Annotated in this window: 21 protein-coding genes, 2 tRNA genes and 1 pseudogene; 8 read left to right on the top strand and 16 right to left on the bottom strand. The window is 72.1% G+C overall.

What is annotated here, in order from left to right:
* Nucleotides 1–159: 159 nt before the first annotated feature.
* The 4 genes from JSY13_RS01595 (at nucleotide 160) to JSY13_RS01580 (ending at nucleotide 3,497) form a co-directional block, all read left to right on the top strand.
* A complete protein-coding gene (locus tag JSY13_RS01595; protein ID WP_259607268.1) occupies nucleotides 160–618 on the top strand; it encodes a DUF6153 family protein in 459 nt (152 codons plus the stop codon).
* Nucleotides 619–730: 112 nt separating this feature from the next.
* The gene (locus JSY13_RS01590; RefSeq protein ID WP_259607267.1) at nucleotides 731–1,324 is read left to right on the top strand and encodes a DUF305 domain-containing protein; all 594 of its coding nucleotides are present in this window, start codon (nucleotides 731–733) and stop codon (nucleotides 1,322–1,324) included.
* 73 nt (nucleotides 1,325–1,397) lie between these two features.
* Nucleotides 1,398–2,021, top strand: coding sequence for a CueP family metal-binding protein (locus tag JSY13_RS01585; RefSeq protein ID WP_259607266.1), 624 nt, complete (start codon nucleotides 1,398–1,400; stop codon nucleotides 2,019–2,021).
* Nucleotides 2,022–2,441: 420 nt separating this feature from the next.
* Nucleotides 2,442–3,497 (top strand): IS110 family RNA-guided transposase, encoded by a 1,056-nt coding sequence (locus JSY13_RS01580; RefSeq protein WP_432806392.1) that lies wholly within the window; start codon nucleotides 2,442–2,444, stop codon nucleotides 3,495–3,497.
* Nucleotides 3,498–3,784: 287 nt separating this feature from the next.
* Here the strand turns inward: JSY13_RS01580 and JSY13_RS01575 are convergent, their stop codons facing one another.
* Nucleotides 3,785–4,852, bottom strand: coding sequence for an IS110 family RNA-guided transposase (locus tag JSY13_RS01575; protein WP_061873125.1), 1,068 nt, complete (start codon nucleotides 4,850–4,852; stop codon nucleotides 3,785–3,787).
* Between the two features lie 340 nt (nucleotides 4,853–5,192).
* On the opposite strand from JSY13_RS01575, the gene JSY13_RS01570 reads away from it, so the two are divergent.
* Together JSY13_RS01570 and JSY13_RS01565 are read left to right on the top strand one after the other, a co-directional pair.
* A protein-coding gene (locus tag JSY13_RS01570) for an IS3 family transposase (RefSeq protein WP_370428832.1) occupies nucleotides 5,193–6,589 on the top strand; the annotation gives its coding sequence in 2 pieces (ribosomal slippage) (nucleotides 5,193–5,529 and nucleotides 5,529–6,589; 1,398 coding nt in all).
* 357 nt (nucleotides 6,590–6,946) lie between these two features.
* Nucleotides 6,947–7,381 (top strand): MarR family winged helix-turn-helix transcriptional regulator, encoded by a 435-nt coding sequence (locus JSY13_RS01565; RefSeq protein WP_259607265.1) that lies wholly within the window; start codon nucleotides 6,947–6,949, stop codon nucleotides 7,379–7,381.
* Between the two features lie 208 nt (nucleotides 7,382–7,589).
* On the opposite strand, the gene JSY13_RS01560 is transcribed toward JSY13_RS01565, so the two are convergent.
* The 6 genes and pseudogenes from JSY13_RS01560 to JSY13_RS01535 all read right to left on the bottom strand — a co-directional run bounded on the left by JSY13_RS01560 (nucleotide 7,590) and on the right by JSY13_RS01535 (nucleotide 11,099).
* On the bottom strand, nucleotides 7,590–8,324 hold the full coding sequence (locus JSY13_RS01560) for an ABC transporter permease (RefSeq protein ID WP_259607264.1): 735 nt from the start codon (nucleotides 8,322–8,324) through the stop codon (nucleotides 7,590–7,592).
* A complete protein-coding gene (locus tag JSY13_RS01555; protein WP_336297721.1) occupies nucleotides 8,321–8,566 on the bottom strand; it encodes a hypothetical protein in 246 nt (81 codons plus the stop codon). Before JSY13_RS01555 ends, JSY13_RS01560 begins: the two co-directional genes overlap by 4 nt.
* Before the next feature lie 31 nt (nucleotides 8,567–8,597).
* Nucleotides 8,598–8,738: pseudogene (locus JSY13_RS01550) on the bottom strand (TetR family transcriptional regulator); the annotation flags it as partial.
* A gap of 33 nt (nucleotides 8,739–8,771) precedes the next feature.
* Nucleotides 8,772–10,265, bottom strand: a complete 1,494-nt coding sequence (locus JSY13_RS01545; RefSeq protein ID WP_259607263.1) for an L-serine ammonia-lyase, iron-sulfur-dependent, subunit alpha — start codon at nucleotides 10,263–10,265, stop codon at nucleotides 8,772–8,774.
* Nucleotides 10,266–10,317: 52 nt separating this feature from the next.
* A complete protein-coding gene (locus tag JSY13_RS01540; RefSeq protein ID WP_259607262.1) occupies nucleotides 10,318–10,725 on the bottom strand; it encodes a rhodanese-like domain-containing protein in 408 nt (135 codons plus the stop codon).
* The gene (locus tag JSY13_RS01535; protein WP_259607261.1) at nucleotides 10,722–11,099 is read right to left on the bottom strand and encodes a bifunctional 4-hydroxy-2-oxoglutarate aldolase/2-dehydro-3-deoxy-phosphogluconate aldolase; all 378 of its coding nucleotides are present in this window, start codon (nucleotides 11,097–11,099) and stop codon (nucleotides 10,722–10,724) included. Before JSY13_RS01535 ends, JSY13_RS01540 begins: the two co-directional genes overlap by 4 nt.
* On the opposite strand from JSY13_RS01535, the gene JSY13_RS01530 reads away from it, so the two are divergent.
* Nucleotides 11,093–11,362, top strand: coding sequence for a RidA family protein (locus JSY13_RS01530; protein ID WP_259607260.1), 270 nt, complete (start codon nucleotides 11,093–11,095; stop codon nucleotides 11,360–11,362). The two genes, JSY13_RS01535 and JSY13_RS01530, sit on opposite strands and share 7 nt — an antisense overlap.
* Before the next feature lie 172 nt (nucleotides 11,363–11,534).
* Here JSY13_RS01530 and JSY13_RS01525 read toward each other — a convergent pair.
* From JSY13_RS01525 to JSY13_RS01485, 9 genes are all read right to left on the bottom strand, one after another.
* Nucleotides 11,535–11,607: transfer RNA gene (locus tag JSY13_RS01525), tRNA-Arg, on the bottom strand.
* A gap of 77 nt (nucleotides 11,608–11,684) precedes the next feature.
* Nucleotides 11,685–12,278, bottom strand: coding sequence for an asparagine synthase (locus tag JSY13_RS01520; protein WP_259607259.1), 594 nt, complete (start codon nucleotides 12,276–12,278; stop codon nucleotides 11,685–11,687).
* Nucleotides 12,279–12,592: 314 nt separating this feature from the next.
* The gene (locus tag JSY13_RS01515) at nucleotides 12,593–13,039 is read right to left on the bottom strand and encodes an OmpA family protein (protein WP_259607258.1); all 447 of its coding nucleotides are present in this window, start codon (nucleotides 13,037–13,039) and stop codon (nucleotides 12,593–12,595) included.
* Nucleotides 13,040–13,086: 47 nt separating this feature from the next.
* Nucleotides 13,087–16,083 carry a hypothetical protein gene (locus JSY13_RS01510; protein WP_259607257.1) on the bottom strand — a complete coding sequence of 999 codons (2,997 nt, stop codon included), beginning with the start codon at nucleotides 16,081–16,083 and terminating at the stop codon, nucleotides 13,087–13,089.
* On the bottom strand, nucleotides 16,080–19,937 hold the full coding sequence (locus tag JSY13_RS01505; protein ID WP_259607256.1) for a hypothetical protein: 3,858 nt from the start codon (nucleotides 19,935–19,937) through the stop codon (nucleotides 16,080–16,082). Before JSY13_RS01505 ends, JSY13_RS01510 begins: the two co-directional genes overlap by 4 nt.
* On the bottom strand, nucleotides 19,823–21,262 hold the full coding sequence (locus JSY13_RS01500; RefSeq protein ID WP_259607255.1) for a serine/threonine-protein kinase: 1,440 nt from the start codon (nucleotides 21,260–21,262) through the stop codon (nucleotides 19,823–19,825). Before JSY13_RS01500 ends, JSY13_RS01505 begins: the two co-directional genes overlap by 115 nt.
* Before the next feature lie 217 nt (nucleotides 21,263–21,479).
* Nucleotides 21,480–22,400, bottom strand: coding sequence for an alpha/beta hydrolase (locus tag JSY13_RS01495; protein WP_259607254.1), 921 nt, complete (start codon nucleotides 22,398–22,400; stop codon nucleotides 21,480–21,482).
* Between the two features lie 153 nt (nucleotides 22,401–22,553).
* Nucleotides 22,554–22,643, bottom strand: a tRNA-Ser gene (locus JSY13_RS01490).
* A gap of 78 nt (nucleotides 22,644–22,721) precedes the next feature.
* Nucleotides 22,722–23,747, bottom strand: a complete 1,026-nt coding sequence (locus JSY13_RS01485; protein ID WP_259607253.1) for a xylulokinase — start codon at nucleotides 23,745–23,747, stop codon at nucleotides 22,722–22,724.
* Between JSY13_RS01485 and JSY13_RS01480 the strand changes: the two genes are divergently transcribed.
* Nucleotides 23,684–24,910 (top strand): mannitol dehydrogenase family protein, encoded by a 1,227-nt coding sequence (locus JSY13_RS01480; RefSeq protein ID WP_349773864.1) that lies wholly within the window; start codon nucleotides 23,684–23,686, stop codon nucleotides 24,908–24,910. The genes JSY13_RS01485 and JSY13_RS01480 overlap by 64 nt on opposite strands.
* Nucleotides 24,911–24,984: the final 74 nt, after the last annotated feature.

Below are 24,984 nucleotides of genomic sequence, written 5' to 3'. Positions count from 1 at the left end.
TCTCCACCATCAATCTAATACCCCATAGGGGTATTCCCGTCAGTCTGGGCACGGCCGAGTGGGAAGCTGCTCGGCCGGACGCGGAGCCAGTCGACCTCGGCCGCGCCGATCGCTCCCGCCGTCGGCAGATGCACATCGGGGGCCGGTAAACTGCGGTGTATGGCGGTGACGGCGGCAGCGCAACCCGGGAGGGGTCTTCAGGGCTTCCTCCGGCGTGTGATGCTCGGAGGGTTGCTGGTGGCAGCGATCGTCCTCGGGCTACTGGCCATGCATACGCTGAACCTGCACGGCACCCCGGCCGCCCACGCGCCCGCCACAGTCTCGGTCGCCGCCAGCGACGCCGTGGGCGCCCATCACAGCGCGGCGGGCGCCCATGAGTCCGGTGGCACGGCCAGTGACCTCGGTGGTACGTGTGCGGACTGCGGGGGTAGTGACCATCTGGGCATGGCGATGGCATGTGTGCTCGCACTGCTGCTCGTCCTTCTCATCCTGGCGCCGCCTCAACTTCTGCCGGGATGGATGCACACCGCGCCCCGGCCGCTCCTCGTGGCGCGGTTCATCGACCAGCTCCGATCTCGGGCGCCGTCGCTGCACGTTCTCTGCATCAGTCGCACGTGATGGATCGGTGAACCAGGCGCACATCAGCGTCGACGGTTCCCCTCTCCCATTCACGCGGTGCCCTCTCGGGGTGCCGCGCCACTGAAGCGACTGTTGATATTGGAGAACACTCATGAAGTTTCGTACCGCGGCGACCGCCGCACTCGCCCTCACTGCTGCCCTGGTCCTGGCCGGCTGCTCGGCCGGAAGCGACAACGAGGGCTCGATGCCGGGCATGGACCACGGCTCGTCCGAACAGACAGCCGACGCCAACGACGCGGACGTGATGTTCGCCTCGATGATGATCGTGCACCACGAACAGGCCATCGAGATGAGCGACATCGTCCTCGCCAAGGAGGATGTCAACCCCGAGGTGATCGAACTGGCCGAAGCGATCAAGGCCGCCCAGGCGCCCGAGATCGAACAGCTCCAGGGGTGGCTGGACGACTGGGGCGTCGATTCCGAGGAGCAGCAGATGGACGGCATGGACCACGGCGACGGCATGATGACCGAGGACGACCTGGCCGCCCTCGAATCGGCCGACGGACCCGAAGCATCGCGCCTGTTCCTGGAACAGATGATCGCCCATCACGAGGGAGCGGTCGAGATGGCCCAGACGCAAGTCGATGACGGCAGCAACCCCGACGCCATCGAGCTCGCGCAGACCATCATCGACGCGCAGACCACCGAGATCCAGCAGATGCAGGACCTCCTGGCCACCCTCTGATCGACCATCAGGGTCGGTGCCGCGGCGAAAGCGCCCGGCACCGACCCTTCCGACACTCTTGAAGGATCGCACCATGCCCCACCCCGCCGCGCCTCACCGGCGAAAACCGATCGTCGCCGCCGCCGCGACGCTCGCCGCCGCCCTCGTCCTCACCGGATGCGCCACTGCACCCTCGCACGAACCCGCGTCGCCCTCGACCAACAGTCAGGCCGTCGACACCGGCTTCCTGGCGGACCACGACCTTGACGGCCTGGACGCCGCACAGGTCATCGAACGGCTCGACACGATGCCCGTCGCCGACCGACCCACTGATCTGATCGCATCCGTGCAGCCGGATGCGCTCGTGCTCACCGACGACCACAAGCGCGAGACACGTCTGCCGATGCCCGAAGACGAGGTGTACATCTCGGTCGCCCCCTACCGGGAACAGACCCACGACTGCTACTTCCACAGCCTCACCACCTGCCTCGGCGAACTCGCCAACACAGCAGTCCAGGTCACCCTCACCGGCGAAGACGGAGACGTGCTCCTCGACGAGGTTCGGCAAACCTACGACAACGGGTTCGTTGGCATCTGGGTGCCCCGCGGCATCAAGGCAACGCTCACGATCGAACATGAGGGTCGGACGGGCACCGTGACCATTTCAACGATGAACGAGGATGATGCGACCTGCATCACCACGCTGCAGCTGACCTGACAGCTCGACGGCCCGAATGTCCGGAGACACCCAGTCCTTCGTAATGTTTCAGAAGGTGAACGTCCCCCACGGAGCCGTAGTTAGAGGCTAGAGCGCAGTGGGCATTCTCGGAGCTGCACCGACAGTAGAACGCTGCCAACGTCGCTGCGATGTGGTCCCTACGCGGTGGTCCCTCGCATAGAGACTGACAGTGATGATGGTGGTGGGAGCCCCGCAGCGGTTGTCCTGACTCAGCGACTGACTGACTACGGGTCTTGAACGCGATCTGTCGTTCGATCGCTGCGGGGCTGCCATGCACTCACCGTGCGAGGGTTGTGACCTCATAGGAGCCTGTGCCAGCAGGCACCCATCACTGTCTTGTCCGCTCGCTCTCGGATGGTGCGTGCCGTCCGATCGGAGAGTTGAGAGGAAGGGACGGCGATGACCACCATCGCACGAGAAGAGCAGCAGGACCAGGTCATGATCGTGGCGGGTATCGACACGCATGGCGATTCCCACACCGCGGCGGTCATCGACACCACCGGCCGGCTGCTCGGGAGCGCGCAGTTCCCCGCGAATCGTTCCGGTTATGCCGCGTTGCTGAGTTGGGCGTGTGCGTTCGGTGTGCTCGTGATCGCGGGGATCGAGGGCACCGGCGCATACGGTGCCGGTCTTGCCCGTCACCTGCGCGCTGCGGGTGTCGAGCTGCGGGAAGTGGACCGACCGGACCGGAAGTCGCGGCGCTTTGCCGGTAAGTCCGACCCGCTGGACGCGGAAGCTGCCGCCCGGGCAGCGTTGGCAGGCACACGATCGGGGATCCCGAAGGACCGAGCAGGGAAGGTGGAAGCGCTCCGCAATCTGCGGATCGCCAGGCGCAGCGCCGTGACCCAGCGCGCCGACTGTCAACGCCGGATGAAGGCGATCATCGTCACCGCACCCGACGCGCTCCGCGAACGGTTGCGGGGGCTGTCAGACCGGGAGCTGATCGAGGTATGTGCCGCTGCACGTCCCGACACCACACGCGCCGACGAACCCGAGCAGGCATCGAAGATCGCGCTGCGCGCTCTCGCACGCCGCCACCAGTCGCTGACCGCCGAGATCGCCGAACTCGACGCACTCATCGACCCTCTCGTCGCGGACATCAACCCGCGGCTGCTCGCCCTCAACGGGGTCGGCGCCGATGTCGCCGGGCAACTGCTCGTCACCGCTGGCGAGAACCCCGGCCGGCTCCGTTCCGAAGCCGCATTCGCGATGCTCTGCGGCGTCGCGCCCATCCCCGCCTCATCAGGCAAAACCCACCGACACCGCCTCAACCGCGGCGGCGACCGCCACGCGAACGCCGCGCTCTACCGCATCGTGCTCTGCCGGCTCCGCTGGGATCCCAGAACCCGCGCTTACGCCGCCCGACGCACCACCGAGGGCCTCTCGAAGAAGGACATCATCCGCTGCCTCAAACGCCTCATCGCCCGCGAGATCTACACCGCCCTCACCACTTGACATCCATAGGAGCATCACCCACCACTGAGTGCTGCGTCGCTGCCCGTTCCGGCTCTGCCGTTATGACAACTCGATCGAGACCGCTGTTCCCAGACCGCTGCTTCTCCACACGGTTGGCACTAAGAGTGCGAGCCGCGCGCTGCGCGCGCACCTGACCCCCGAGATCGCCCCTCCCGTGACGATCTCGGGGAGGGGCCATCGTGGTAATGACCATCCGGGTCATGTCGTCCGGCAAGGCTACGAATACCGGACACGCCGGGGCGAGTCAAACGAAACCCAGGATGCTTCTATGTGTTGTCAAGTCCGCTCTGCTCGCTGAGGCGGCGGTAGAGCTGGCGGGCTATGTATCGCTTGAGTGAGCGGCGGATTTCCTTGGTGGTGCGTCCTTCGGCTCGTCGGCGTTCGACGTAGGCGCGGGTCGGCGGGTGGTGCGACATTCGGGTCAGCGCGATCGACGATAAGGCTCTGTTCAGACGCCTGTCGCCTCCTCGGTTGAGGCGATGACGGGTGGTGTTTCCGCTCGAGGCGGGCACGGGACTGACGCCGGCGAGCACGGCGAACGCTGCTTCGGAGCGGACCCGGCCGGGGTGTGACCAGGCGGCGATGATCACGGCCGCGTTGATCGCGCCGATCCCGGGCTCGTCGAGCAGGATTGCGGCGTCGCTGGCGGCGACCAGCGCGGTGATCTCGTCACGGTTAGCAGCGAGGTCCTCATCGCAGACGGCAACCCGTCGGGCCAGCCGGATCGCTTCCCGGCGGGCTGTCGCGGTCGCGAGGTCCTCCTGTCGCGTGCGCCAGGACTCGATCGCCGCGAGCTGCTTCTTGGTGAGCGAGGCGCGGGCGTCGATGCCGAGGTCGACCGTTCGAAGCAGCGCGGTCAAGGCGTTGATCGACCTGGTGCGTTCGAGGTTGATGAGGTCGCGGGCGCCGATCAGCACCCGCAGCGCCGCGCGGACTCCCGCGTCCTGACGCGGATCACGGAGGTTGTCGGCATCGACGCCGAGCACGGAGCGGGCGATCAGTTCCGCGTCGATCTCGTCGCTCTTGCCTCGTCCGCGACGTTCACGTGCCGCTGTCGGGAACGACTCCACGACCCGGTAGCCGGCGTCCTGGCATGCTCTCGCGAGCCGGGCGCCATACGAGCCGACGCCCTCGATCGTTACGAGCACATCGGCCAGCCCGCTGGTGCGCCGAGCGATCCACGCGACCGCGCGTGATAATCCCGCCGGCGTCGTCGGGAAGGTCCGAGTGTCCACTCTGGCGCCAGTGCGCGCGTCGAGCACGGCGAGAGTGTGTGTTCTGGAATGGGTGTCCGCGCCGATGACATACGCGAACGTGTTTGCGACGATGGTCATGGTGACCGTGATCCTCTCCACTGGGTTGACGTCACTGCTGGCGTCGACCCGGGAATGGTCACTTCGAGGCAGGCCTGTAATGGGCCACGACCGCCGTGAACGGTCGGGCAAGCTTCTGATCAAGCCATCGGAGTGGGCAGGGTCGGCGCCGGCACCCACCCGGCCGGACAGATCCTGGGAAAGGCACCCCGCCGAAGCGGGAGGCCAGGCGATTCAAGAGTCACGACCAGACGGAGCACCAGCACCCACCCTGCCCCCCGTGCGTCAGGATGGGGTGAGACACCAGCACTGCTGACCTTCGCACTGCACGGGGCGAGAACGGACCAATACTGAGATGACGATGACGGTTGCTGACGTCGGCACCGATGATGGGGCTATGGCTCCTCGTGCTGACCGGCCCAAGAGGCGGACGTTCACCGCCGAGTTCAAAGCGGCGATCCTGGCCGAGTACGACGCCGCGGACCGCTCTGGGCGTGGGGAGATCCTGCGCCGGGAGGGCCTGTACACCTCCCACATCATCGAGTGGCGCAAGGCCGCGGCCGCCGGCTCGCTGTCCGGGCTGGGCAGCAAGCCGCGGGACCGGCGCGAGCGGGAGCTGCAGGCGCTACGGGCCCGGGCGGAGAAGGCCGAGGCCGAGCTGGCCAAGACCAGGGCGGCGCTGGACCTGATGGGAAAAGCACACGCGCTCTTGGAGACGCTCTCCGAGAGCGCGGACAAGCCGCCGCGGTCGCCGCGGTGATCAACCCGGCCGTCGACGGGCTGGCCGAGCACGTCGGCACCGCGGCTGCGTGCGCGCTGCTGGGTCGCTCCCGCGCCAGTCACTACCGGGCCAAGAACCCGCCACCGCCACGTCCACGGACACCGCGGCCGGCACCGGCGAACAAGCTGTCCGCCGCCGAGCGGGCCCACGTGCTGGCCGTGTTGACCAGCCAGCGGTTCGCGGACAAGTCGGTCGCCCAGGTCTGGGCCACGCTGCTGGACGAGGGCACCTACCTGTGCTCGATGTCCACGATGCACCGGATCCTGCGCGAGCACGACATGGCCGGGGAACGGCGCCGGCAGGCGAGCCACCCGCCCCGGACCCGGCCCGAGCTCGTCGCGACGGCGCCGGGGCAGGTGTGGAGTTGGGACATCACAAAGCTCAAGGGGCCGGAGCGGGGCGTGTACTACGACCTGTACGTCGTGCTCGACATCTTCTCCAGGTTCGTCGTGGGCTGGACCATCGCGGCCCGCGAGGACGCCGAGATCGCCAAGAACCTGCTCGAGCACGCCATGGGCATCCATGGCGTGCCGGAGGCGATCCACGCCGACCGCGGGACCTCGATGACCTCCAAACCGGTCGCTCAGCTGCTCGTCGACCTCGGGGTGGCCAGGTCGCACTCCCGCCCGCACGTGTCGAACGACAACCCTTACAGCGAGGCGGCGTTCAAGACGCTGAAGTACGCCCCGGTCTTCCCCGAGCGCTTCGGGTCCCTGGCCGACGCCGGCGCGTTCGCCGAGCAGTTCTTCGCCTACTACAACCACGAGCACCGCCACTGCGGGATCGGGCTGCACACCCCCGCCAGCGTCCACTTCGGCACCGCCGGGCAGGTCCGCGCCCAGCGCCAGGCCACCCTGGACGCGGCCTACGCCGCCCGTCCCGAGCGCTTCGGCCACCGCCGACCCCAGGCGCCCAAGCTGCCCGAGGCCGCCTGGATCAACCAGCCCTCACAGGAGGCCCTCATACAGACCGCCTGACGGAATCTGTCTCACCCGCCTTGACACTTTCCGAAGCGGGAGGCCAGGCGATTCAAGAGTCACGACCAGACGGAGCACCAGCACCCACCCTGCCAGCCGACCCCAGGCCAGCCACTTCAGAGACTTACAGCCGATTCAGACGGATTCCGTGACCAAACCGTTGCATTCGTTACCTCGTCGTTATACAGTGATCGCACGGTGAATGTTTGCTGTGGCATCCACCGCATGTGATTGCAGGACACTCTTGGTGCAAGGGACAAGGGCCGGTCGGGAGCCTCTCCGACCGGCCCTTACTGTGCGCCGACCACTGACGGTGCGTCGGACCGCCGGCGCTCCCCCGCCGTTACGCTGGGATCCATGACCGACCGCGAGCTCGCGCTGCAGGCGTGGGAGAGCCTCTTCCGCGCTCAGCACGAGCTGTTCACCGCGATGATGAGCGACTTCGACGGCGCCGAGGTCAGCCAGGCGGAGTACGACGTGCTGCTCACCGTCACGCGCGCGCCCGAGATGACCGCCCGGCTCCGCGACATCACGGCCAGAGCCCTGATCAGCCAGCCCAGCGTGTCGCGTCTGGTGGACCGGATGGTGGCGCGCGGCCTGCTCACGAAGTGCCCGGATCCGCAGGACGGGCGCGGCGCGCTCGTCAGGGCGACGGATGCCGGAGCGCGCGCCTTCCGCGCGGTCGCCACCGTGCACGGCCGCTCGATCGCCAAGCGGATGTCGCGGCTCACCGACGACGAGCTGCGGGCGCTGCGCGACCTCGCCGAGAAGCTCCGCAGTCCGGGGCACTGACGATCGGACGCCGCGGAGCGCACCGTCCGTGGCATCCGTCTGAGAGGTGCGGTCGGTGCCACGGCCGGCGGCATCCGGTCACGGCATCCGGTCACGGCATCCGGTCACGGCATCCGGTCACGGCATCCGGTCACGGCATCCGTTCTCAGCGTCCGGTCGCGGCATCCGGTCGCGGCATCCGGTCGCGGCATCCGGTCGCGGCATCCGGCTACGGCGTCCGCCGCCGCAGCGTGAGCGGCGCGAGCACGAGGAAGACGACGGCGAATGCGCCGACGATGAGGAGCGGTTCACCGACCTCCCACCCCTCGTCGCCCGCGGCGACCGCCTGGATGGCGTCGATCGCGTGGCTGAGCGGCAGCCAGTCCGAGACGGCGTGCAGCACGTCGGGCATGTCCTCGCGCGGCACGGAGAGTCCGCCGAGGATGATCTGCGGGAACACGAGCAGCGGCATGAACTGCACCGCCTGGAACTCGGTCTGCGCGAAGGCGCTCGCCAGCAGGCCGAGTGCCGTGCCGAGCAGGGCGTCGACGACGGCGACGAGCCCGAGCTGCCAGATCGGGCCGTCCACCTCGAGGCCGCACACGCCGACGGCGAACGCCACCGTGACCACGGCCTGCAGGATCGCCATCATCCCGAACGCGAGGGCGTAGCCGAGGATGAAGTCCGCCTTGCCCAGCGGCGTGGTCATCAGCCGCTCCAGCGTGCCGGAGCGGCGCTCGCGCAGGGTCGTGATCGAGGTGAGCAGGAACATCACGATGAAGGGGAACAGTGCCAGGATCGGCCCGCCGAACCGGTCGAACACGCCCTCCTGATCCGCGAACAGCCAGGCGAACAGGCCCACCAGCAGGCTCGGTGCGACGAGCATCAGGGCGATCGAGCGCGGGTCGTGGCGCAGCTGGTGCAGCACGCGTCCCGCCGTGGCGAGCGTGCGTCGCGGGTTCATCGCTCCTCCCTCCCTGCGCGAGCGGCGCGTTCACGCCGGGGCTGTGCATCGCGAGGCCGGGGCGCGTCGCGGCCGGTGAGGGCGTCGCGGCCGGTGAGGGCGCTGCGGCCGGTGGGGGCGCTGCGTTGCGCGGCCGTGTCCCGGGCGATCAGGGCGAGGCACGCCGCCTCCGCGTCCCGCTCCCCCGTCTCCTCGAGCATCGCCTGCGGGGTGATGTCCGCGATGATCCGGCCCTCGCGCATGAGCAGCAGCCGGTCGCACCAGCGCCGGGTCGACGCCGGCGCGGGCGGCGATCGCGCGGATGGTGGCGGGCTCGTAGCCGTGCTCGCCGAACTCGTGCACGGCCGCCGCGGCGATCCGCTGGCGCGCGTCGGACTCCCCGCGGGGCCGCCCTCGTCCGCGCCTGGTGGTCATGACGTCAGCCTACGGCGCGGCCGGCCGGGCGGGTCAGCACTCGATGACGTTGACGGCGAGGCCGCCCTCGCTCGTCTCCTTGTACTTGGTCGACATGTCCAGGCCGGTCTGGCGCATCGTCTCCACGACGGCGTCCAGCGAGACGTAGTGATGGCCGTCGCCGCGCAGCGCGAGCCGGGCAGCGGTCACCGCCGTGGACGCCGCGATCGCGTTGCGCTCGATGCACGGGATCTGGACCAGTCCGCCGATCGGGTCGCAGGTGAGGCCGAGGTGATGCTCCATCGCGATCTCGGCCGCGTTCTCGATCTGCCGGTTCGTGCCGCCCATCACCGCGGTCAGCCCGCCCGCCGCCATCGCGCAGGCGGAGCCGACCTCGGCCTGGCATCCGCCCTCCGCCCCCGAGATCGAGGCGTTCGCCTTGAACAGCGAGCCGAGCGCGGTCGCGGTGAGCAGGAAGCGGCGGATGCCCCGCCGGCGATTCGCCTCGGCCCGCTCCTGCGCCGAGAGCGCGGCGTCGGCGACCTCGGCCGCGCTGCCGCGGAACCCGAGCAGGGCGCTGCCGACCAGCTCGCCGTAGGGGGTCACCGCGTTGCCGGCCCCGAGGCCGGAATCGGCGAGGAACCGCCACCAGTACATCGCCACCGCGGGCAGGATTCCGGCCGCGCCATTGGTCGGGGCGGTGACCACCCGCCCGCCCGCCGCGTTCTCCTCGTTCACGGCGAGCGCGAACGCGCCCAGCCACTCGCCCGGCAGCTCGCGGTGCCCCTCCGACTCGGACGCCTCCAGCTGCGCGCGGATGTCGGATGCCCGCCGCTTGACCTTCAGGATGCCGGGCAGCGTGCCCTCGGTGTGCAGGCCCGCCTCGACGCAGGCCGCCATCGCGTCCCAGATCGCGTCCAGCCCGGCGGCGACCTCCTCCTCGCTGCGGAAGGCGGTCTCGTTCTTCCGCGCGAGCTCGGCGATGGACAGCCCGTGCTCGTCGCAGAGGGCCAGCAGCGACGCCGCGTCGTCGTAGGGGTAGGGCAGCTCGGCGCGGGCCAGCTGCGGCTCCTCGCCCTCGCGCCGGATGAACCCGCCGCCGATGGAGTAGTACGTCTCCTCGGCCAGGGTCGCGCCGTCGGCATCCGTCGCGCGCAGCGTCATCGCGTTCGGATGCCCGGGGAGCCGCGTGCGCGGCGCGAACACGATGTCGTCCTTCGCGAAGGCGATGGGGCGGATGCCGGCGAGCCGCAGCGGCTGCCCCTCCGGCCAGTCCGTCCAGGCGGCGCGCACGTCGGCGGGGTCGCAGGTCTCGGGCGCGAGCCCCTGCAGGCCGGCGACGACGGCATCCGGGGTGCCGTGGCCGATCCCGGTCGCACCGAGCGAGCCGTACAGGTCGCACGTGACACGGGCGACCCGGTCGAGGACGCCGCTCGCGCCGAGGCGCGCGGCGAAGTCCAGGCCGGCCCGCATCGGGCCGACGGTGTGGGAACTCGACGGTCCTACCCCGATGGAGAACAGGTCGAAAGCCGAGACGTACACTGTCACCTCACCAGCCTACGGCCGCGTCCGCGCGGCGGGCGCGCCGAGGAGCAACCCGTCAGCCCTCCGCGGTGACCAGCGGGTCGGGCGCCTGCCGGACGACGCCGTCTCCGGTCTCGAACGGGAACCCGTTGCGGACCCAGTACTCGTAGCCTCCGAGCAGCTCCCGCACGTCGAGTCCCGCCGCCAGCAGCACCCGCGCCGTCGCCGTCCCCCCGTTGCAGCCGGGCCCCCACCCGTACACGATCAGGGTGCGGTCGCGCGGCAGCGTCGGGATGCGCTCCTCGAGCGCGCTCTGGGGCAGATGCAGGGCCCCGGCGATGTGGCCGTGGTCCCACGACTCGCGCCGGCGGGTGTCCACGAGCACCGCGGCGCCGGCGGCGACCGCCTCGGCCGCGGCGACCACGTCGATCTCGTAGGCCAGGCGCGCATCGACGTGAGCGAGCCGCGCGGCGATCGTGCTCATCGGGCGTCCGCCCGGCGCAGGAGCGCGGCGAGCCGGGGCAGCTGCGCGGGATCCTCCAGCGCCGATCCCACGGCGACGACGCGGGCACCCGCGTCGAGGTACTCGGTGGCATTGGCGGCGCTCATGCCGCCGGTCGCGACGAAGCGCACCTCAGGGAACGGGCCGCGCATCGCGTGCAGCCACGACGAGCCGAGCACGGATGCCGGGAAAGCCTTCAGCCACGTCAGGCCGGCCTTCCGTGCGAGCTGCACCTCGGATGCGGTGCCCACGCCCGGGAGACCGGACAGCCCGGCGTCGTGCGAGGCGCGGACGACCTCGAGGTCGAGGCCGGGGCTGACCGTGAAGCCCGCTCCCGCGGCGGCGGCCTGTGCCACGTGCTCCGCGGAGACGACGGTGCCCGCCCCGACGACCTTGCCGCGCGCGGCCGGCGGCGGCCACGACGCGCAGCGCCTCCACGTCCTCGGCGGTCTGGATCGGCAGCTCGACGACGTCGATACCGAGGTCCCACTTCGCCGAGTTCAACGAGGCGTACCAGGAGTTCTTCACGCCGCCGTACCCGGTCCGTACCACGGTCGGCTCGCAGCTGGCGGACATCCTCGTCGAGATCGACGTGGTCGCCGCGCTGCCGCAGCGCTGATCCGCCGGCCGTCGCAGGGCCCGTGATCCCGGCACCGCCCGGGGCCACGGGCCCTCGTGGTCCGCTGGTCACGACCGCGCACGGCCACGCGCGCCACACACGACGGCCAACACGACGACGCCCGCCGCACACGACGAAACCCCCGCCGCTTCCGCGACGGGGGTTTCATCTGCGCGCCCCGAGGGACTCGAACCCCCAACCTTCTGATCCGTAGTCAGATGCTCTATCCATTGAGCTAGGGGCGCACGACCCGCTCAGCGGGCCGACGACCAGCCTACAACACGATCGGCGAGGACGCGAATCGAGCGGACGGCGACCGCGATCAGCCCTTCCCGGCCGCTTTCGCGGCGGCCTTCTCGGCCGCCTTCTGGCGCTTGCGGCGGGCGCGGCGGTCGGAGGCCAGGGCCTGCAGATCGACGAGCTTGAGGGCCTGCATCCGCGCCTCGCGCATCGTCTCGTAGTCCGGATCCTGGTCGGGGCGCATGCCCTCGACCCGCAGGCGGCGATCGAGGTTGGAGCGGACGTCCTCCCAGGCCGCCTGGCGCGCCGACTCGACCAGCTCGCGCAGGGCCTCGGGATCCTCCGTCATCTCGCGCAGGCGGCTGGCGACGCCCTGCGACTGCTTGGCCCGCTTCTTCAGATTGCGCACGTCGCGGTCGCGGTAGTCGTGCGTGCCGGAGGGGTCGGAGTGCCGGCCTCGGGCTCGCTTCCGCAGCTGCTCCAGGTGCTGGGCGGCCTCGTCGGATTCCTTCGCCATCGCGAGGAGCGCCTGCCGGGCGTCCTCGGCGTACTTCTCCATGTCGAAGACGCCGCCCTGGGCGATGGTGCCCACGAGGATGTGGTTCTTGACGGCGAGGCGCGCCGCGGACGTCGCGATGGCCACGCCTTCCGCGATGGCGTCCGCTGTCCGTCCCACGCTGACCTCCCTCATCGAGAGTACCGGGAGGGTGCGGCCGAGCGCACGGCGTACCCGCGTGTGCAGCGCGGTCATCCGGCTGTTCCCGAGGCGGCGCCGGGAGGCCCGTGATCGGCATCCGGAACCGCCCCGCGGGGACCGGAGCGCAGACGGCGCTCGGCGGCGACCCGCCCCGCCCGCAGATGCCGCGGGAGGAGATCCCGAAGGGCGTCCAGGCCCCGCGCCGGGCCGCCGTCCGCGGATGCCGCGCGCAGGGCGCGGACGGATGCCGCGCGCGGGGCCGCGGACGCATGCTGCGTACGGGCCTGCGGAGGTCAGGGGATGAAGCGGCACACCGCCAGGTACACCCGGCGGTTGCGCAGGCGCCCGGCCTCCGTGCCGCTCTCGTCGACACGCATCGACGCGCCGTGCGGCGACACCACGACGGCGATGTGCGGGAGCTCCTCCCAGCTCGCCGGCCCCGGGTCGAGCCAGTCGCGGCGGATCATCGCCAGGATCTCATCGAACGCGCTGTTGGCCCGGGCCTTGCTGATGTCGCTCTCCTGCTCGAGCGCGACGGCGTGGCTCTCGCCCGAGTCGATGCGATCGGCATGGCCCTGGATCACCAGCACCGCGCCATCGGTGCCGTTGACGAGCGGGCTCATGATCTTCTCATCCACCTCGTCGCGCACCGACTGGTCCGACTCCGCGAGCCGGCGCGCGAAGTCCACCTCGCCCGTGGCGTAGCCGTCCACGACCGCGAACGTCCATTCGTGTTCCATGCTCCCCGCTCCTTCCCTATGGTCCGCCGGCCGCCCCCGCGGCCAGGTCACGTCGGCCCGACCCGCACGGGGGGACGGGCCGCGCCGAACGGATCGCGCAGCGCGACCGCGGCCGCCGCCCCGCCCGGCACGTCGAATTCGGCCGTCTCGCCGCTGACCTCCCGCTGCTCGTACTCGATGAGCGCGGCATCCGCCCCCTCGCGGTACACGACGGCGGTGAACGCGCTCGATCCCTGCGCGATGAGCGGCAGCCCGTCGACGCTGACGCGGATGCCCGCGGCGGATGCCTCCGAGCGGATGCTCGGCTCGGCGCCCGGCACGTCCAGGGTCACCGGCGCGGACAGCGGTCCCCACGGCGAGACGACGTCATCGGGCGCGCCGCCGGACGCGGTGAGGTCGGGCGTGAGCACGATGTCGGCATCCGGCACGACCATGTCCTCGGCGGCGTACCGGGCAGACGCGGCGAGGCGGATGCGCGCCCACCGCGGAGCCGACAGCGGTGCGGAACCCGAGAACACGCCGCTCCCGGCGTCGACGAGCGTGAGCGTCTTCACCTCGGGCCAGTAGAACGGCTCCGTGCCCGGGATCGCCTCGACCAGCCGCGCCTCCAGCGCCCCGGGCAGCCGCGCGAGCGTGTTCGCGGGCACGCCGCTCACCTCGACCCGCACCGTGACCGTGCCGCCGTCGTCCACCTCGGCCGCGACGCGCGGCACGGGCGGCACCTCGACCGAAGGCACCACGATGTAGGCCGGTGCGACCGTATGCGGCGGAGCTTCGACGCCCTCCGCGATCTTCCCGTAGGCGTCCAGCGCACCGGTGACCGGCACCGCGCGCACGAGCACGAGGTCGCTGCTCGCGCTCGGCAGCAGCAGAGTCGCGGTCGCCGTGCCCGCGACCACCGGCACCGCCTGGGCGAGCGTGAACCCCTCGCGCGGCGGGAGCCCCCGCGCGAGCAGCTCCTGGGCGCGCACGGCCCGCGGTCGATTCCGGAACGCCGTGCTGTCGAGGCCGGGGAACTGTGCCCGGACGGTTCCCTCCGATGCCGTGTAGAACCGGTACAGCGCGGCACCCTCGACGGCCCGGATGCTGAGCGTGACGGCCACCTCGGGTGCCGGACCCGGGCGGCCGGCCGGCAGCAGACGCGGCGAGACGGTCGGCACCGGCACCGGCCGGGCATCCGAAGCGGTGATCACGGCGGGGTCCGCGTGCGGCGAGTCAGCGGAGGAGGCATCCGTGATCCACCCCTCGACCCGGATCGTGCGCGATTGACCCGGCAGCGTCGCCGGTACGACGTGCTCGTGCACCGCGATGCCCGTGCCCGCGGACAGGTCGGGCAGGGTCAGCGCGACCGGTGCCCCGTCGATGCGTACGGATGCGGCCGTGACGGGCAGCGCGCCGGGAGCCGAGGGCGGGGCGATCACGAGTTCCACCCGCACGACGCCGGGCGACGCGGCCGCCTCACCGGTCACCGGCGTCCGGACGAACGTCGCGCGCAGGACCGGCTTCGCCGGGAGCGCGGGCGACGGCGGGGCCACCTCGATCTCGGCGGGGTCGCCCCACCGTCCCATCCAGTCCTCCAGGCGCACCTCCCAGCGCGCCGGAACCGCCTCGCCGGGGGATGCCACGGCCTGCCGTCCCCGCACGGTGGCGTCGCCGGCCGGCGGCACGCCGGGTGCGGCCGGCTGCGGCCACGCGGGAAGCAGCGGGCTGGCGACGGGGCCCTCGGCGTCATGCATCGTGGTGCGCTCGGGGTCGGCGAGGGCGCGGCGGAGTCGAACGAGCGAGACCGGGCCGAAGGGAGCCGTGCCGCCGAGGGCGATGGACTGCTCCCATCCGGTGGTGCGCGCCAGTTCCGCACATGCGGCGCGCTCGACCGTCCATTCCGCGCGTCCGAACACGCGCAGCTGCGGCGTGAGCGGCAGCGCCGGCGGCGCACCGAGGACGAGCGGCATCGGCAGCGCGAGGACCTCGACGCTCAGCGGTGCCTCCGGGCTCGCTCGTCGGGCGAGCTCGTCGCGAAGGCTCGACAGTCCGCCGCCGAGCACCTCGTCGTACACCTCCGCGAGCTCCGTGCGCTCCGGCGCCTGCCCCGGCACGATGACCGGCATCAGCGCCATCGCCAGCGACGGCCGATCCTCCTGCCATCGTGCCGGCGGGGCCGGGAGCATCCCCTGCCGTGCGAGCCAGCGTGCGACGCCGGGGTCCGCTGCCGCGACGCCCAGCGCCGCAGCGGGCGAGTAGCGCAGCTCCTGGTCCGCCCCCACCGCCTCGGCCAGGTACCGCGAGCTCTCGTCGCCGAGGGCGGCGGCCAGCGCCTTGTGCAGCCAGTCGAGCACGATACCCTCGCGTTCGACGAGCTCGGCGACCCGGCGGAGCTCGTCGTCGGCGGTGTACTCGGGCCACGGATGCCGCGGGGCGTACGGCAGCGGGACCAGCGGAGCACCGGCGAGAACCCGCTCGGTACTGGTGTCCGCACCCGCCTGCGGGTAGGCGTAGCATCCGTCCAGCCGGTCGATCACCGCGGTGTCGAGCGAGGCGATCTGCAGGACCTCGAGCGGCCGGCCGGTGTCGCGCGGGATGTGCAGCGCCTCCGCCTCGTGCACGCGCCCCTCCCCCGTCACCCGCACCCGGGCGATGTCGGAGGAGGCCACGATCCAGGGCTCCTCGTCGCGCGCGGTGATCTCGATGTCGGCGCCGTTCGGTGCGAGGCGATCGGCGATCACGGCGACCCGCAGCCGCCCCTCGCCGCGGATGCGCACCCAGCCCGCCATCCGATCCGGCGGGACGTCGATCAGGAGGAGCAGGGCGCGGCCGGGGGCGACGTCGCCGAGGGCGTCGCCCGGCCGGTCGGTGCGGATGCCGGTCATGCTCGGGTCGGCGGCGGCGTCGCAGACGACGATCGGCCCGGCCGGCACCGTGCCGGATGCCGGGATCACCCGCCAGTGCACGCCTTCGGGCACCCGGTCGTCACCGTGCGACGGCAGGCCGGCGACCAGGTGCGCGGCTTCCGCGTAGCCGCGGGTGTGGTCGGCGAGGACGCTCATGTCGTGCTCCTTCCCACGATCGCGGAGCGCGCGAAGGCAGGCTCGACGGGGAGGGTCATCCGCATCCAGAACGGCGCGCCGCGGTCGGTGACGCGGATGCGCAGGCGCATCGGCGCCGTCGGTCTCAGCGGCTGCGGCAGCAGCCAGAGCGCGCGCGTGCCGCTGCGGTCGCGCCGGCGGATGCTCAGGTCGCGGCCGGCGACCCGCCCGTCGCCGATGTCCATCCGGCGTCCGCCGTCGCGCACCAGCGGCTCGCTCGCCTCGAGCAGGATGCCGAGGACGGACCAGCCTCCGTCGGCGGCCCGCGTCCACAGGGCGCTGCTGCGGCCGGCGCCGCCGGTGGGCGGGACCGGCAGCGGCGGCAGGGGCGGCAGGCCGAGCGCGGCCAGCGCCGCTTCGAGCGCGTCGTCGACCGCGAGCAGACCGGATGCCAGACCGGGTGCGGCGGTGACCCGCAGGTGCCCGGTCGGTACGGCGGCGGCGATGTTCCCGGCGAACACCGAGCGGGTGAAGCCCAGCGAGGCCACGAGCGCTTCGGGATCCGGGAACGCGCTCGTGCTGAACGTGATGCCGTGCAGCTGCGGCGAGGAGCGGGTGGCCTTGGTGCCCTTCCGTGGCAGCGCCACCGCGAGCTCGTACGGGGTGCGCGGGCGCAGCCGCAGGGGCCAGCGGATGCCGGCGCTGCGCGGCGGCATCGGGCATCCGTACTCCTCGGCCGCGGTGGCGATGGCATCCGGGATCCCGAGCGGGCCGGACAGCGCGACGAGGCGGAGGTGGCGCCAGATCGGGTCCTCCACGATGTCGGTGCGGCCGAGCAGCAGGCCGAGGTCGCGTCTGTAGGCGGCGGCGAGCGCGGCCAGGTGCGGCGCCGTGAATCGAGCCCACGGCCGGTCGCCGGTGAAGACGAAGGATTCGTGGTCGTCGATCGAATAGTCCAGGAAGTAGCGCTCGAGGTACTCGGGCCGGAAGGTGTCGACGGTCAGCGTCATCTCGGGCACACCCAGCAGGGACGCCTCCTTCCACGGCGCCCCGCCCGTGGCGGCAGGCGGTCGCGGCGCGACGCGGAAGAACCACGTCGCGGTGCGGGTGGTGCCCGCCGTCCTGGTGATCGTGCCCGTGCCCTCGTCGGTCCACCGTTCCCACTGCAGCGACACCGTGATCCGATACGAGCTCCCGGGTTTGAGGATGGTCCGCTGCGCGGCCGGGTCGGCGGATGCCTTGGTGCTGGCCTCATCCGCGGCGACGGCGGCCTGACGACCGGCCTCCGCGGCCGCCGCCGCCGCGGCATCCGCCGTCGCCATCGCGTGGAGACCGAGCACGTCGACGGTCGCCTGCCAGGGCAAGCCCCACGCGATCGCGGTCGCGCCCTTGCCGGCCGGCACGGTCACGCGCACGAGCGCATCACCCGGCCCGGCATCCGGCGCGGGCGACGGCCCCACCTCGACCGCGTCGATCGGCTCGCTGCCGCCCGGCCACTCGACGCGGAAGGACCGCCGCGCAGTGACCGCGAAGTTCTCGATGCCGTGGTGCTCCATCTTCCCCTGCAGGCGCATCCGCAGCAGCAGATCCCCTGCCTCGACCGGCTCGTCGAATTCGACCCGGCAGCGCAGGTACGCGCCCTCGTGATCCCACAAGACGCTCTGCGGCGACCGCAGGCGCAGGGCACCGGCGAACTCCTCCTCCTCGACGGCGCCGTCGACGGGAAACGACGTCGGCACCGAGGAGGCGTAGGCGATCGGACCGCTCGGCCAGTCCACGCCGGCCACCCTCGGCTGCCGCTCGATGCGCACGGGCGCCGGCACGCGGAAGCCCACCCCGCGGGCGTACGAGCGGAGCGGCGAAAACGAGAGCGCGTCGGAGCGGCGGGCGACGTGCCAGTCGTCGGCGGTGCCGGGAACGCGCTGGGCATCCATGCCGTAGGTCCAGCTCCGCCCGGCGGTGAACTTCAGGCCGCAGAGGCCCGCGACATCGCGCAGCGGCTCGTCGGGCGCGGATGCCCCGCCGTCGGCGTGCACCTTGGTCAGCCAGCGGTTGCGGGTGAGCAGGGCGAGCTGGCGCGATGTGGACACGGCTCCGGCCGTCGCGGACACGCCGGCGGGCGGCTGCCAGGCCGCTCGGCTGAGTTCGACCTCCGCCACATCGGTCCCGTCCGGCTTCACCTCGTGCAACTGCAGCGCGGTCATGGCCCACTGGAACCGGGTCTTCCCGGCGCCGGACATGCCGTCGTTGTTCTGGCCGTTCTCGGGGGTGAGGTCCTCGCCGGTGGGCGAGGGCGGGATCTTCTGCACCGGCGCGACCGGGAAGGTGAGCAGGGGGATCGCATCGGCCCAGACACGGGGCGTCTTCGCCCAGGATTCCGGCGCCGCGATGCCTGATTCCCCGTCGCCGCTCGTGCGCTGCGGCGGTGTGAAGGTGGCGTCGTCGTTCACGGGCAGCATGCGCCCGAGCCCGTCGGCGAGGACGACGGTGGGCCACGGCCAGTCCTCGTCCCGCGGCACGATCGCCGGCGCGGCGGCGGGGTCGATCGCGCCGAGCTCGATGCATCCCTCAAGCGTGGTGAACCACAGGTCGACGGACGCGCAGACCTTCAGGTGGAAGTCGAGCCGGCTCTGCTCGGGGACGAACTGGATCTTCAGCAGCGCGTCGAGGCCGAGGCGGAAGGGGCCGATGCCGACCTCCCCGGCGAGACGGCCCTGCGCCCAGACGACGAACGGGGACGTGCCGATCGCGGCGACCAGGCTGGTCGTCGCGCGCGCCCAGAGCACGCCGACGACCCCGAACGTCTTCGTGAACCCGACGCCCAGGGCGACCGAGAACCCGGTCGGTGAGATGCCGAGACCGGCGACGTCCGGGATGCCGTTGCCGGCGATCATCAGGAAGGCCCAGCCGCCGCTCTCGAGCGCCGGGATGCCGGGGAAGACGGTCGCCTGCAGAGGACCCGGTGGTCGCTTCACCGGGCTCAGGTCGCCGTCGCTGCCGGCGTTCAGCCACCAGGAGTGGTCCGCGAACGGGAAGTGCCCGCTGACGGGGATGCGCACGGTCACCACCGACGGGATCTCGTACCGCCCCTCGATCCCCAGGTCGATCGCCGCCGAGGTCGCCGACAGCCCGCCGAGGAGAGACAGGGTGTTCTCGGTCGCGGCGCCGTCCCGGACCAGGTCGGCGAGCAGGAGTCGCTGGGTACGGAAGAGGGAGGCGTTGATCCCCACCCGCAGCGTGAAGTCCGGGACCGTGAGCCCCAGCACGCCGAGCGCGCTGAAGGTGAGGCCGGCGTCGGGGACGGTGCCGATGATCACACCGGCCCCGATCGTGATGTCGCCGCGGCTGACCTCCAGCCCCTCCCAGGGCTCCTGTCTGCGCAGCGAGCCGAGCGGATCGGCCGGGTCCAGCGGCTTCAGCGCGGCGTTCGAGCCGAAGGAGGCGGCGACCGAGTAGAGCCCGAGCCCGGTCGGGCCGAGCGGCACCGCGACCGGCAGGTCGAGCCCCAGGCCGAAGGAGTGCATCGTCACGCCGCCCACGGTCTTCAGTTCGAAGCGGAGGAACCCGCCGACGCTCAGCGGGATGAGCGTGCCCCACAGGGCGATGTCGATGCCCTGGCCGCCCGCGGTGGAGCCGAGTTGGAACCGCCCGCCGCCGGAGACCACGCCCGGCAGGTCGATCCGCGCATCGAATCCTCGGATGCCGAAGGTGGGCGTCGCCCCGCCGTCCCAGGTGCCGCGGACGGTGGCGCCGGAGATCTTCACCGGTCCGAGGTCCATCGTGAACCGCAGGTCCACCTCGATCCAGGTGGAACCGGCGCCCGACCGGGTGCCGACGATCTGCAGCACGTCCTTCGGGATGCCGGTGGTCTCCACCTGCCACCCCCGGGGTCGACGACCTCGGCGTGCGACGACCGGAAGTCGAGGTCGAGGGCATCCGCGGGGTCATCGCCGGCGGCGAGGCGGGAGAGGTCGACGGTCGCGGCGATGTCGCGCCAGCGCACCCGCAGCGGGCGGTCGTCGTCCATCGTGATGGTGGCGAGCCCGAGGTCGATGTCGGCGATGCCGACGGCGGCCGACACGTCGAGCCGCGCCAGGAGCGTGCCGTCGTCGCCCGAGGCCTGCAGCGTCACCCCGTGCACGGTGTAGTCGCCCATAGTCGCGAAGAGGTCGGCGAACGCCCAGGCCGCCCCGAACAGCGCGCCGAGCGCGACGGGGCCGCCGTCCCCGGCCCGCGCGGTGAGTGCCGGACCGACTGCGACGGTCATGGCGAGCGCGCGCTCGCCGCGGGACGTCCCGCCGCCGCCGAGGAGCCCGTCCGGATGGCCGGATTCCGCGCTGACGGCGACGGCGAGGTCGCCCGGTGCGCCGGGTGGACGGGTGATCACGGCACGGATGGTGACCGCCTCGTCGATCACCGGCCCGTCCGCGCCGAGCGGCGCGGTGCCGGACGGCAGGGCGAGCGCGACATCCGCCGCGACCGGGACGAGGTCGGCGAGGGCAGCGCCGTCGGGGAGCTGGAAGGCGAGCGCCCCGGAGACCCGCGGGTCGGCTCCGGCGGGCGGCAGCGTGACGCGGAAGGCCGCCGCCTCGCGCCGGATCGTCACGGCGGCCGACAGCGGCAGTCCGCCCAGGAGCGGCACGGTCGCGGGCAGGACGAAGCGCACGGTGCCGAGCTCGGCCACGTCGTCCGCGACGGTGAAGCCGGCGGGGAGTCCGAGGGCGAACCCGCCGGCGAGGACGACGTCGGAGGCGCCGGGGGCGACGGTGAGCTGCTCCAGGGTCACGCGGGCGCCGGTCGCGCCGAGGTGCACGGCGACGGTGCCGGAGACGCCGAGGGACACCGGGGCGCCGGTCGGCGTGACGCGGAGCCGCCTGTTCGCGCCGGCGCCGGTCTCGGAGACGGCCCCCGCGGCGGCATCCGGCACGGGCGCGGTCGTCGTCCCGGCGGGGAGCGTGAGACGCAGCACGGCGCCGTCCGGGGCAGCTTCCAGGCGCCAGCCGACCGTCGTCCCCGACGGCAGTGCCGCACCGAGCACGACCGGGACGCCCGTGTTCGTGGTGAGGGTCCCCGACACCGGGAGAGGACCGGCGGGCGCCGGCCCGATCGGGTCGAGGGCGGCGAGGAAGGCGGCGGTGCCGTCCAGCAGCACGACACCGTTCAGCACCCCGAGCGTGTTCAGCAGCGGAAGCATTGACATGGCAGTCCCCGGTCGTGTCGAGGTCGATGCCGCCGCTCCCGTCCCCCGCGTCGGACCGGCCTGAAACCGTCACGCACACGGAGAAACCATCCACCGAAACACGCTGGCCGCCCGCTGTGAGGGCGGTCCCACTCACCCCTTGCCCATGCGCGTGGACTCATTATCGACCCGGCTCCTCGGTGGCGCAAGGCCGACTTGCGGCGCACGGCGGCTCCGGTCAGGAGACGGAGCCGTGCAGTGATCCCGGTTCGGCGCCCCGGCCGATCGCCCGGTCGAGGAAACCGGTCACCGCAGCGGCGACCTCCTCAGGGGCCTCCTCCGCCATGTGATGACCGGAGTCGATGGCCCGTCCTTCGACGACGTCCGCCCATTCCCGCCAGATCTCCCGCGGGTCGCCGACGAGCTCCTCGAGATCGTCCCGCTGCGACCACAGAGACAGCACGGGCATGGTGAGCCGGCGGCCGGCGGCGCGATCGGCACGTTCGAGTTCGGCGTCCACGGTCACCCCGGCGCGGTAGTCCTCGAGCATGGCCCGGATCACCTCCGGGCGATGCGTGGCGGCCCGCCATTCCGCATGGTTCTCCTCGCCCATGATCGCCGGGTCGCCGTGATGCCTGCTCTGATACCAGGCATCCGGGTCCCGGCCGATCACCCGCTCGGGGATCTCGGGCTGCGCGAAGAAGAACCAGTGCCACCAGCGCAGCACGAAGCGCGTGCCGCCTCGGTCCAGGTGCTCGGTGAGAGGAACGCCGTCGAACACGCCCAGCGCGATGACCCGGTCGGGGTGGTCGAGGGCCAGCCGGAACGCGACGTAGCTGCCGCGGTCGTGCCCCATCACGGCGAAGCACTCGTGGCCGAGGTGCGACATCACCCGCACCATGTCGAGCGCGACCGCGCGTTTGGAATGCGGACGGTGATCCGCCGCCGGTGCCGGGCCGACGGATCGGCCGTAGCCGCGGAGGTCGGCGCACACGACCGTGAAGCCGGCCTCGACCAGCAGGGGTGCCGCCCGGTGCCAGGTGGCCGAGGTCCGCGGATGCCCGTGCAGCAGAAGCACGGCCGGCCCCTCGCCGCCGTGACGCGCGAAGATGCGGGCGCCGCCGGTGTCGATCGTCTCCTCGGCGAATCCTTCGAACACGGGCACCTCCCCGGATGCTGGCGAGCCCCGGTACCGACGATGAGCCCCGTGCCGACGTTACCCACACGCCCGCTGAGCCACCAGCAACGCAAAACGGCTGAACCCCGGAGACCGGGGGTTCAGCCGTTCACGATGTCGTGCGACATCACAGGGCGGAGACGGAGGGATTCGAACCCTCGGTCCCCTTAAAGGGGACTCCACCTTAGCAGGGTGGTGCACTAGGCCTGACTATGCGACGTCTCCAGGCGTCCAGCCGAGACATGGACGCGTTCACTCATCATAACCTTCCCCGGCAGCCGCGCCTAACCGCGGTCGATGCGCTCAGTCGAGCAGGGCGCGCTCGAGCTCGCGTCGATAGAGGTCGTAGCGCTCGTCCACGGAGCGCGAAGGCCGCAGCAGCGCGAGCGAGCCGACTCGGCGCTTCGGGGCCCGTCCGAGCGTCCGCAGCGCCAGGTGCGCCGCCCCCAGCGCCGTCGCGTCCCGCGCCTCGGAGACGAGGAGCGGCCTGTCCAGTGCATCCGCCAGGAACTGCCGCACGCGCGGGTCGGCCGTTCCGCCTCCCGCGACCTGCACCGGCCCCCGCCCGACGGGCAGCGCCTCGAGCGCCCGCCGGACACCGAACAGCACAGCCTCGACCGCCGACGCCGCAAGCAGTTCCCGTCCGCCGTGGGAGGACAGCCGTCGCCACGAGGCACGTCCGCCGGGCAGCGGGTCGGGAAGCCGCTCCGCCGCGAAGAACGGCAGGAACACCGGGTCGTCGGGGCCGAGCGCATCGAACGGCGAGGCGTAGAGCTCCGGCCATTCGATGCCGAGGAGCGTGCAGACCCGGGTGAGGGCGAGACCCGCGTTCGTCGACGCGACCATCGCGTAGCGACGGTCGTCGGTGGCGCGGTAGGTGTGGTGGCGGGGCGCGGACGATCGCTGCGGCACCACGCCCATCGCGACTGCCTGAGCGCCGGTGCCGAGGACGACCGCCGCGACGGCATCCGGGTCCTCCACGGCGAGCATCGTCGCGGCCACGTCGGCGCATCCCACCGCGACGGGGATCCCCTCCGGCAGCCCCCAGCTGCGCGCCACGTCACCGGGGATCCGCCCCGCCTCCGCGTCGGACGGCCGCACCTCCGGGAGGAGCTCGACCGGAAGCCCTGCCTCCTCGAGGAGACCGGTGCACCAGTCGTCCGCGAAGACGTCCCACATCAGCGTGGCGGAGGCGTCGGATGCATCCGTCACGAGCGATCCCGGAACGAGTCGCGAACGCAGCCAGTCCTTCGGCGAGAGCGCCCGTGCCGCGCGCGCGACAGCATCCGGCCGGTGCACCTGCAGCCATCCGAGAACGGGCCCCGCCATCCCGGCGGCACGACGACGGTGCCGGGGCGGTCCTCGACCTCCTCACCGCGCCGACCACGCGGATCGTGTCGCTGACGGTCACCGAGGGCGGCTACAACATCAACCAGGCGACCGGGGAGTTCCTGCTCACCTCCCCCGACGTCGCCGCCGACCTGGAGGACGGCGCCGAGCCGCGCACCGTGTTCGGGCTCATCGTCGAGGCGCTGCGCCGGCGCCGCGATGCCGGCGCCCCGGCCTTCACGGTCATGAGCTGCGACAACCTTCAGGACAACGGCCGCATCGCCCGGCGCGCGATCCTCACCTTCGCCGAGGCCAAGGATCCCGAGCTGGCGCGGTGGATCGACGCACAGGTGCGGTTCCCGAACTCGATGGTGGACCGGATCACCCCGGCCACCACCGCCGAGGACGTGGCCGACACGGCGCGGCTGACGGGGCTCTCGGACGAATGGCCGGTCGTGTGCGAGCCGTTCTTCCAGTGGGTGCTGGAGGACACCTTCAGCGCGGGCCGGCCGCCGTACGAGCGGACGCGGGTGCAGGTCGTGGACGACGTCGAACCGTACGAGCTGATGAAGCTGCGTCTGCTGAACGCCTCGCACCAGGCGCTGTGCTACTTCGGGCACCTCCTCGGCTACCGGCTCGTGCACGACGCGACGCGCGATCCGCTGATCGCCGATCTGCTGCGCCGGTACATGGCGGAGGAGGCGACCCCCACGCTGCGACCGGTTCCGGGCATCGACCTCGCCGCCTACCGGGACGAGCTGATCCGCCGTTTCTCGAACCCGGAGGTGCGGGACACGATCGCACGGCTGTGCGCCGAGTCCAGCGACCGGATCCCGAAGTGGCTGGTGCCGGTGATCCGGGAGCGGCTGGACGCCGGCGGCGACGTGCGCCGGGCCGCCGCCGTCGTCGCATCCTGGGCGCGCTACGCCACCGGCGTCGACGAGCAGGGTGAGCCGATCGAGGTCGTCGACAACCGCAGGGAGCAGGTGATGGCCGCCGCGAGGGACGACAGCGATCCGCTCGCGTTCGTCCGCGATCCAGACCTGTTCGGCGACCTCGCCACCCGTCCCGGTTTCACCGAGCCGTACCTGCACGCCCTGCGCGTGCTGCGCAGCGACGGCGCGCGGGCACTGCTGACGCAGCTCGCCGGGGACGCTTCCTGACCGTCGCCACCGTGAGCATCCGCCCCGCCGAAGCGCGAGAACGCTGACGTCGCGGGCCGGGCCGCGCCGACGGC

Source organism: Microbacterium neungamense, from assembly GCF_024971095.1.
Lineage (GTDB): Bacteria > Actinomycetota > Actinomycetes > Actinomycetales > Microbacteriaceae > Microbacterium > Microbacterium neungamense.
The sequence above is the reverse complement of the archived record's forward strand: the minus strand, read 5'-3'. Positions and strand labels throughout refer to the sequence as shown.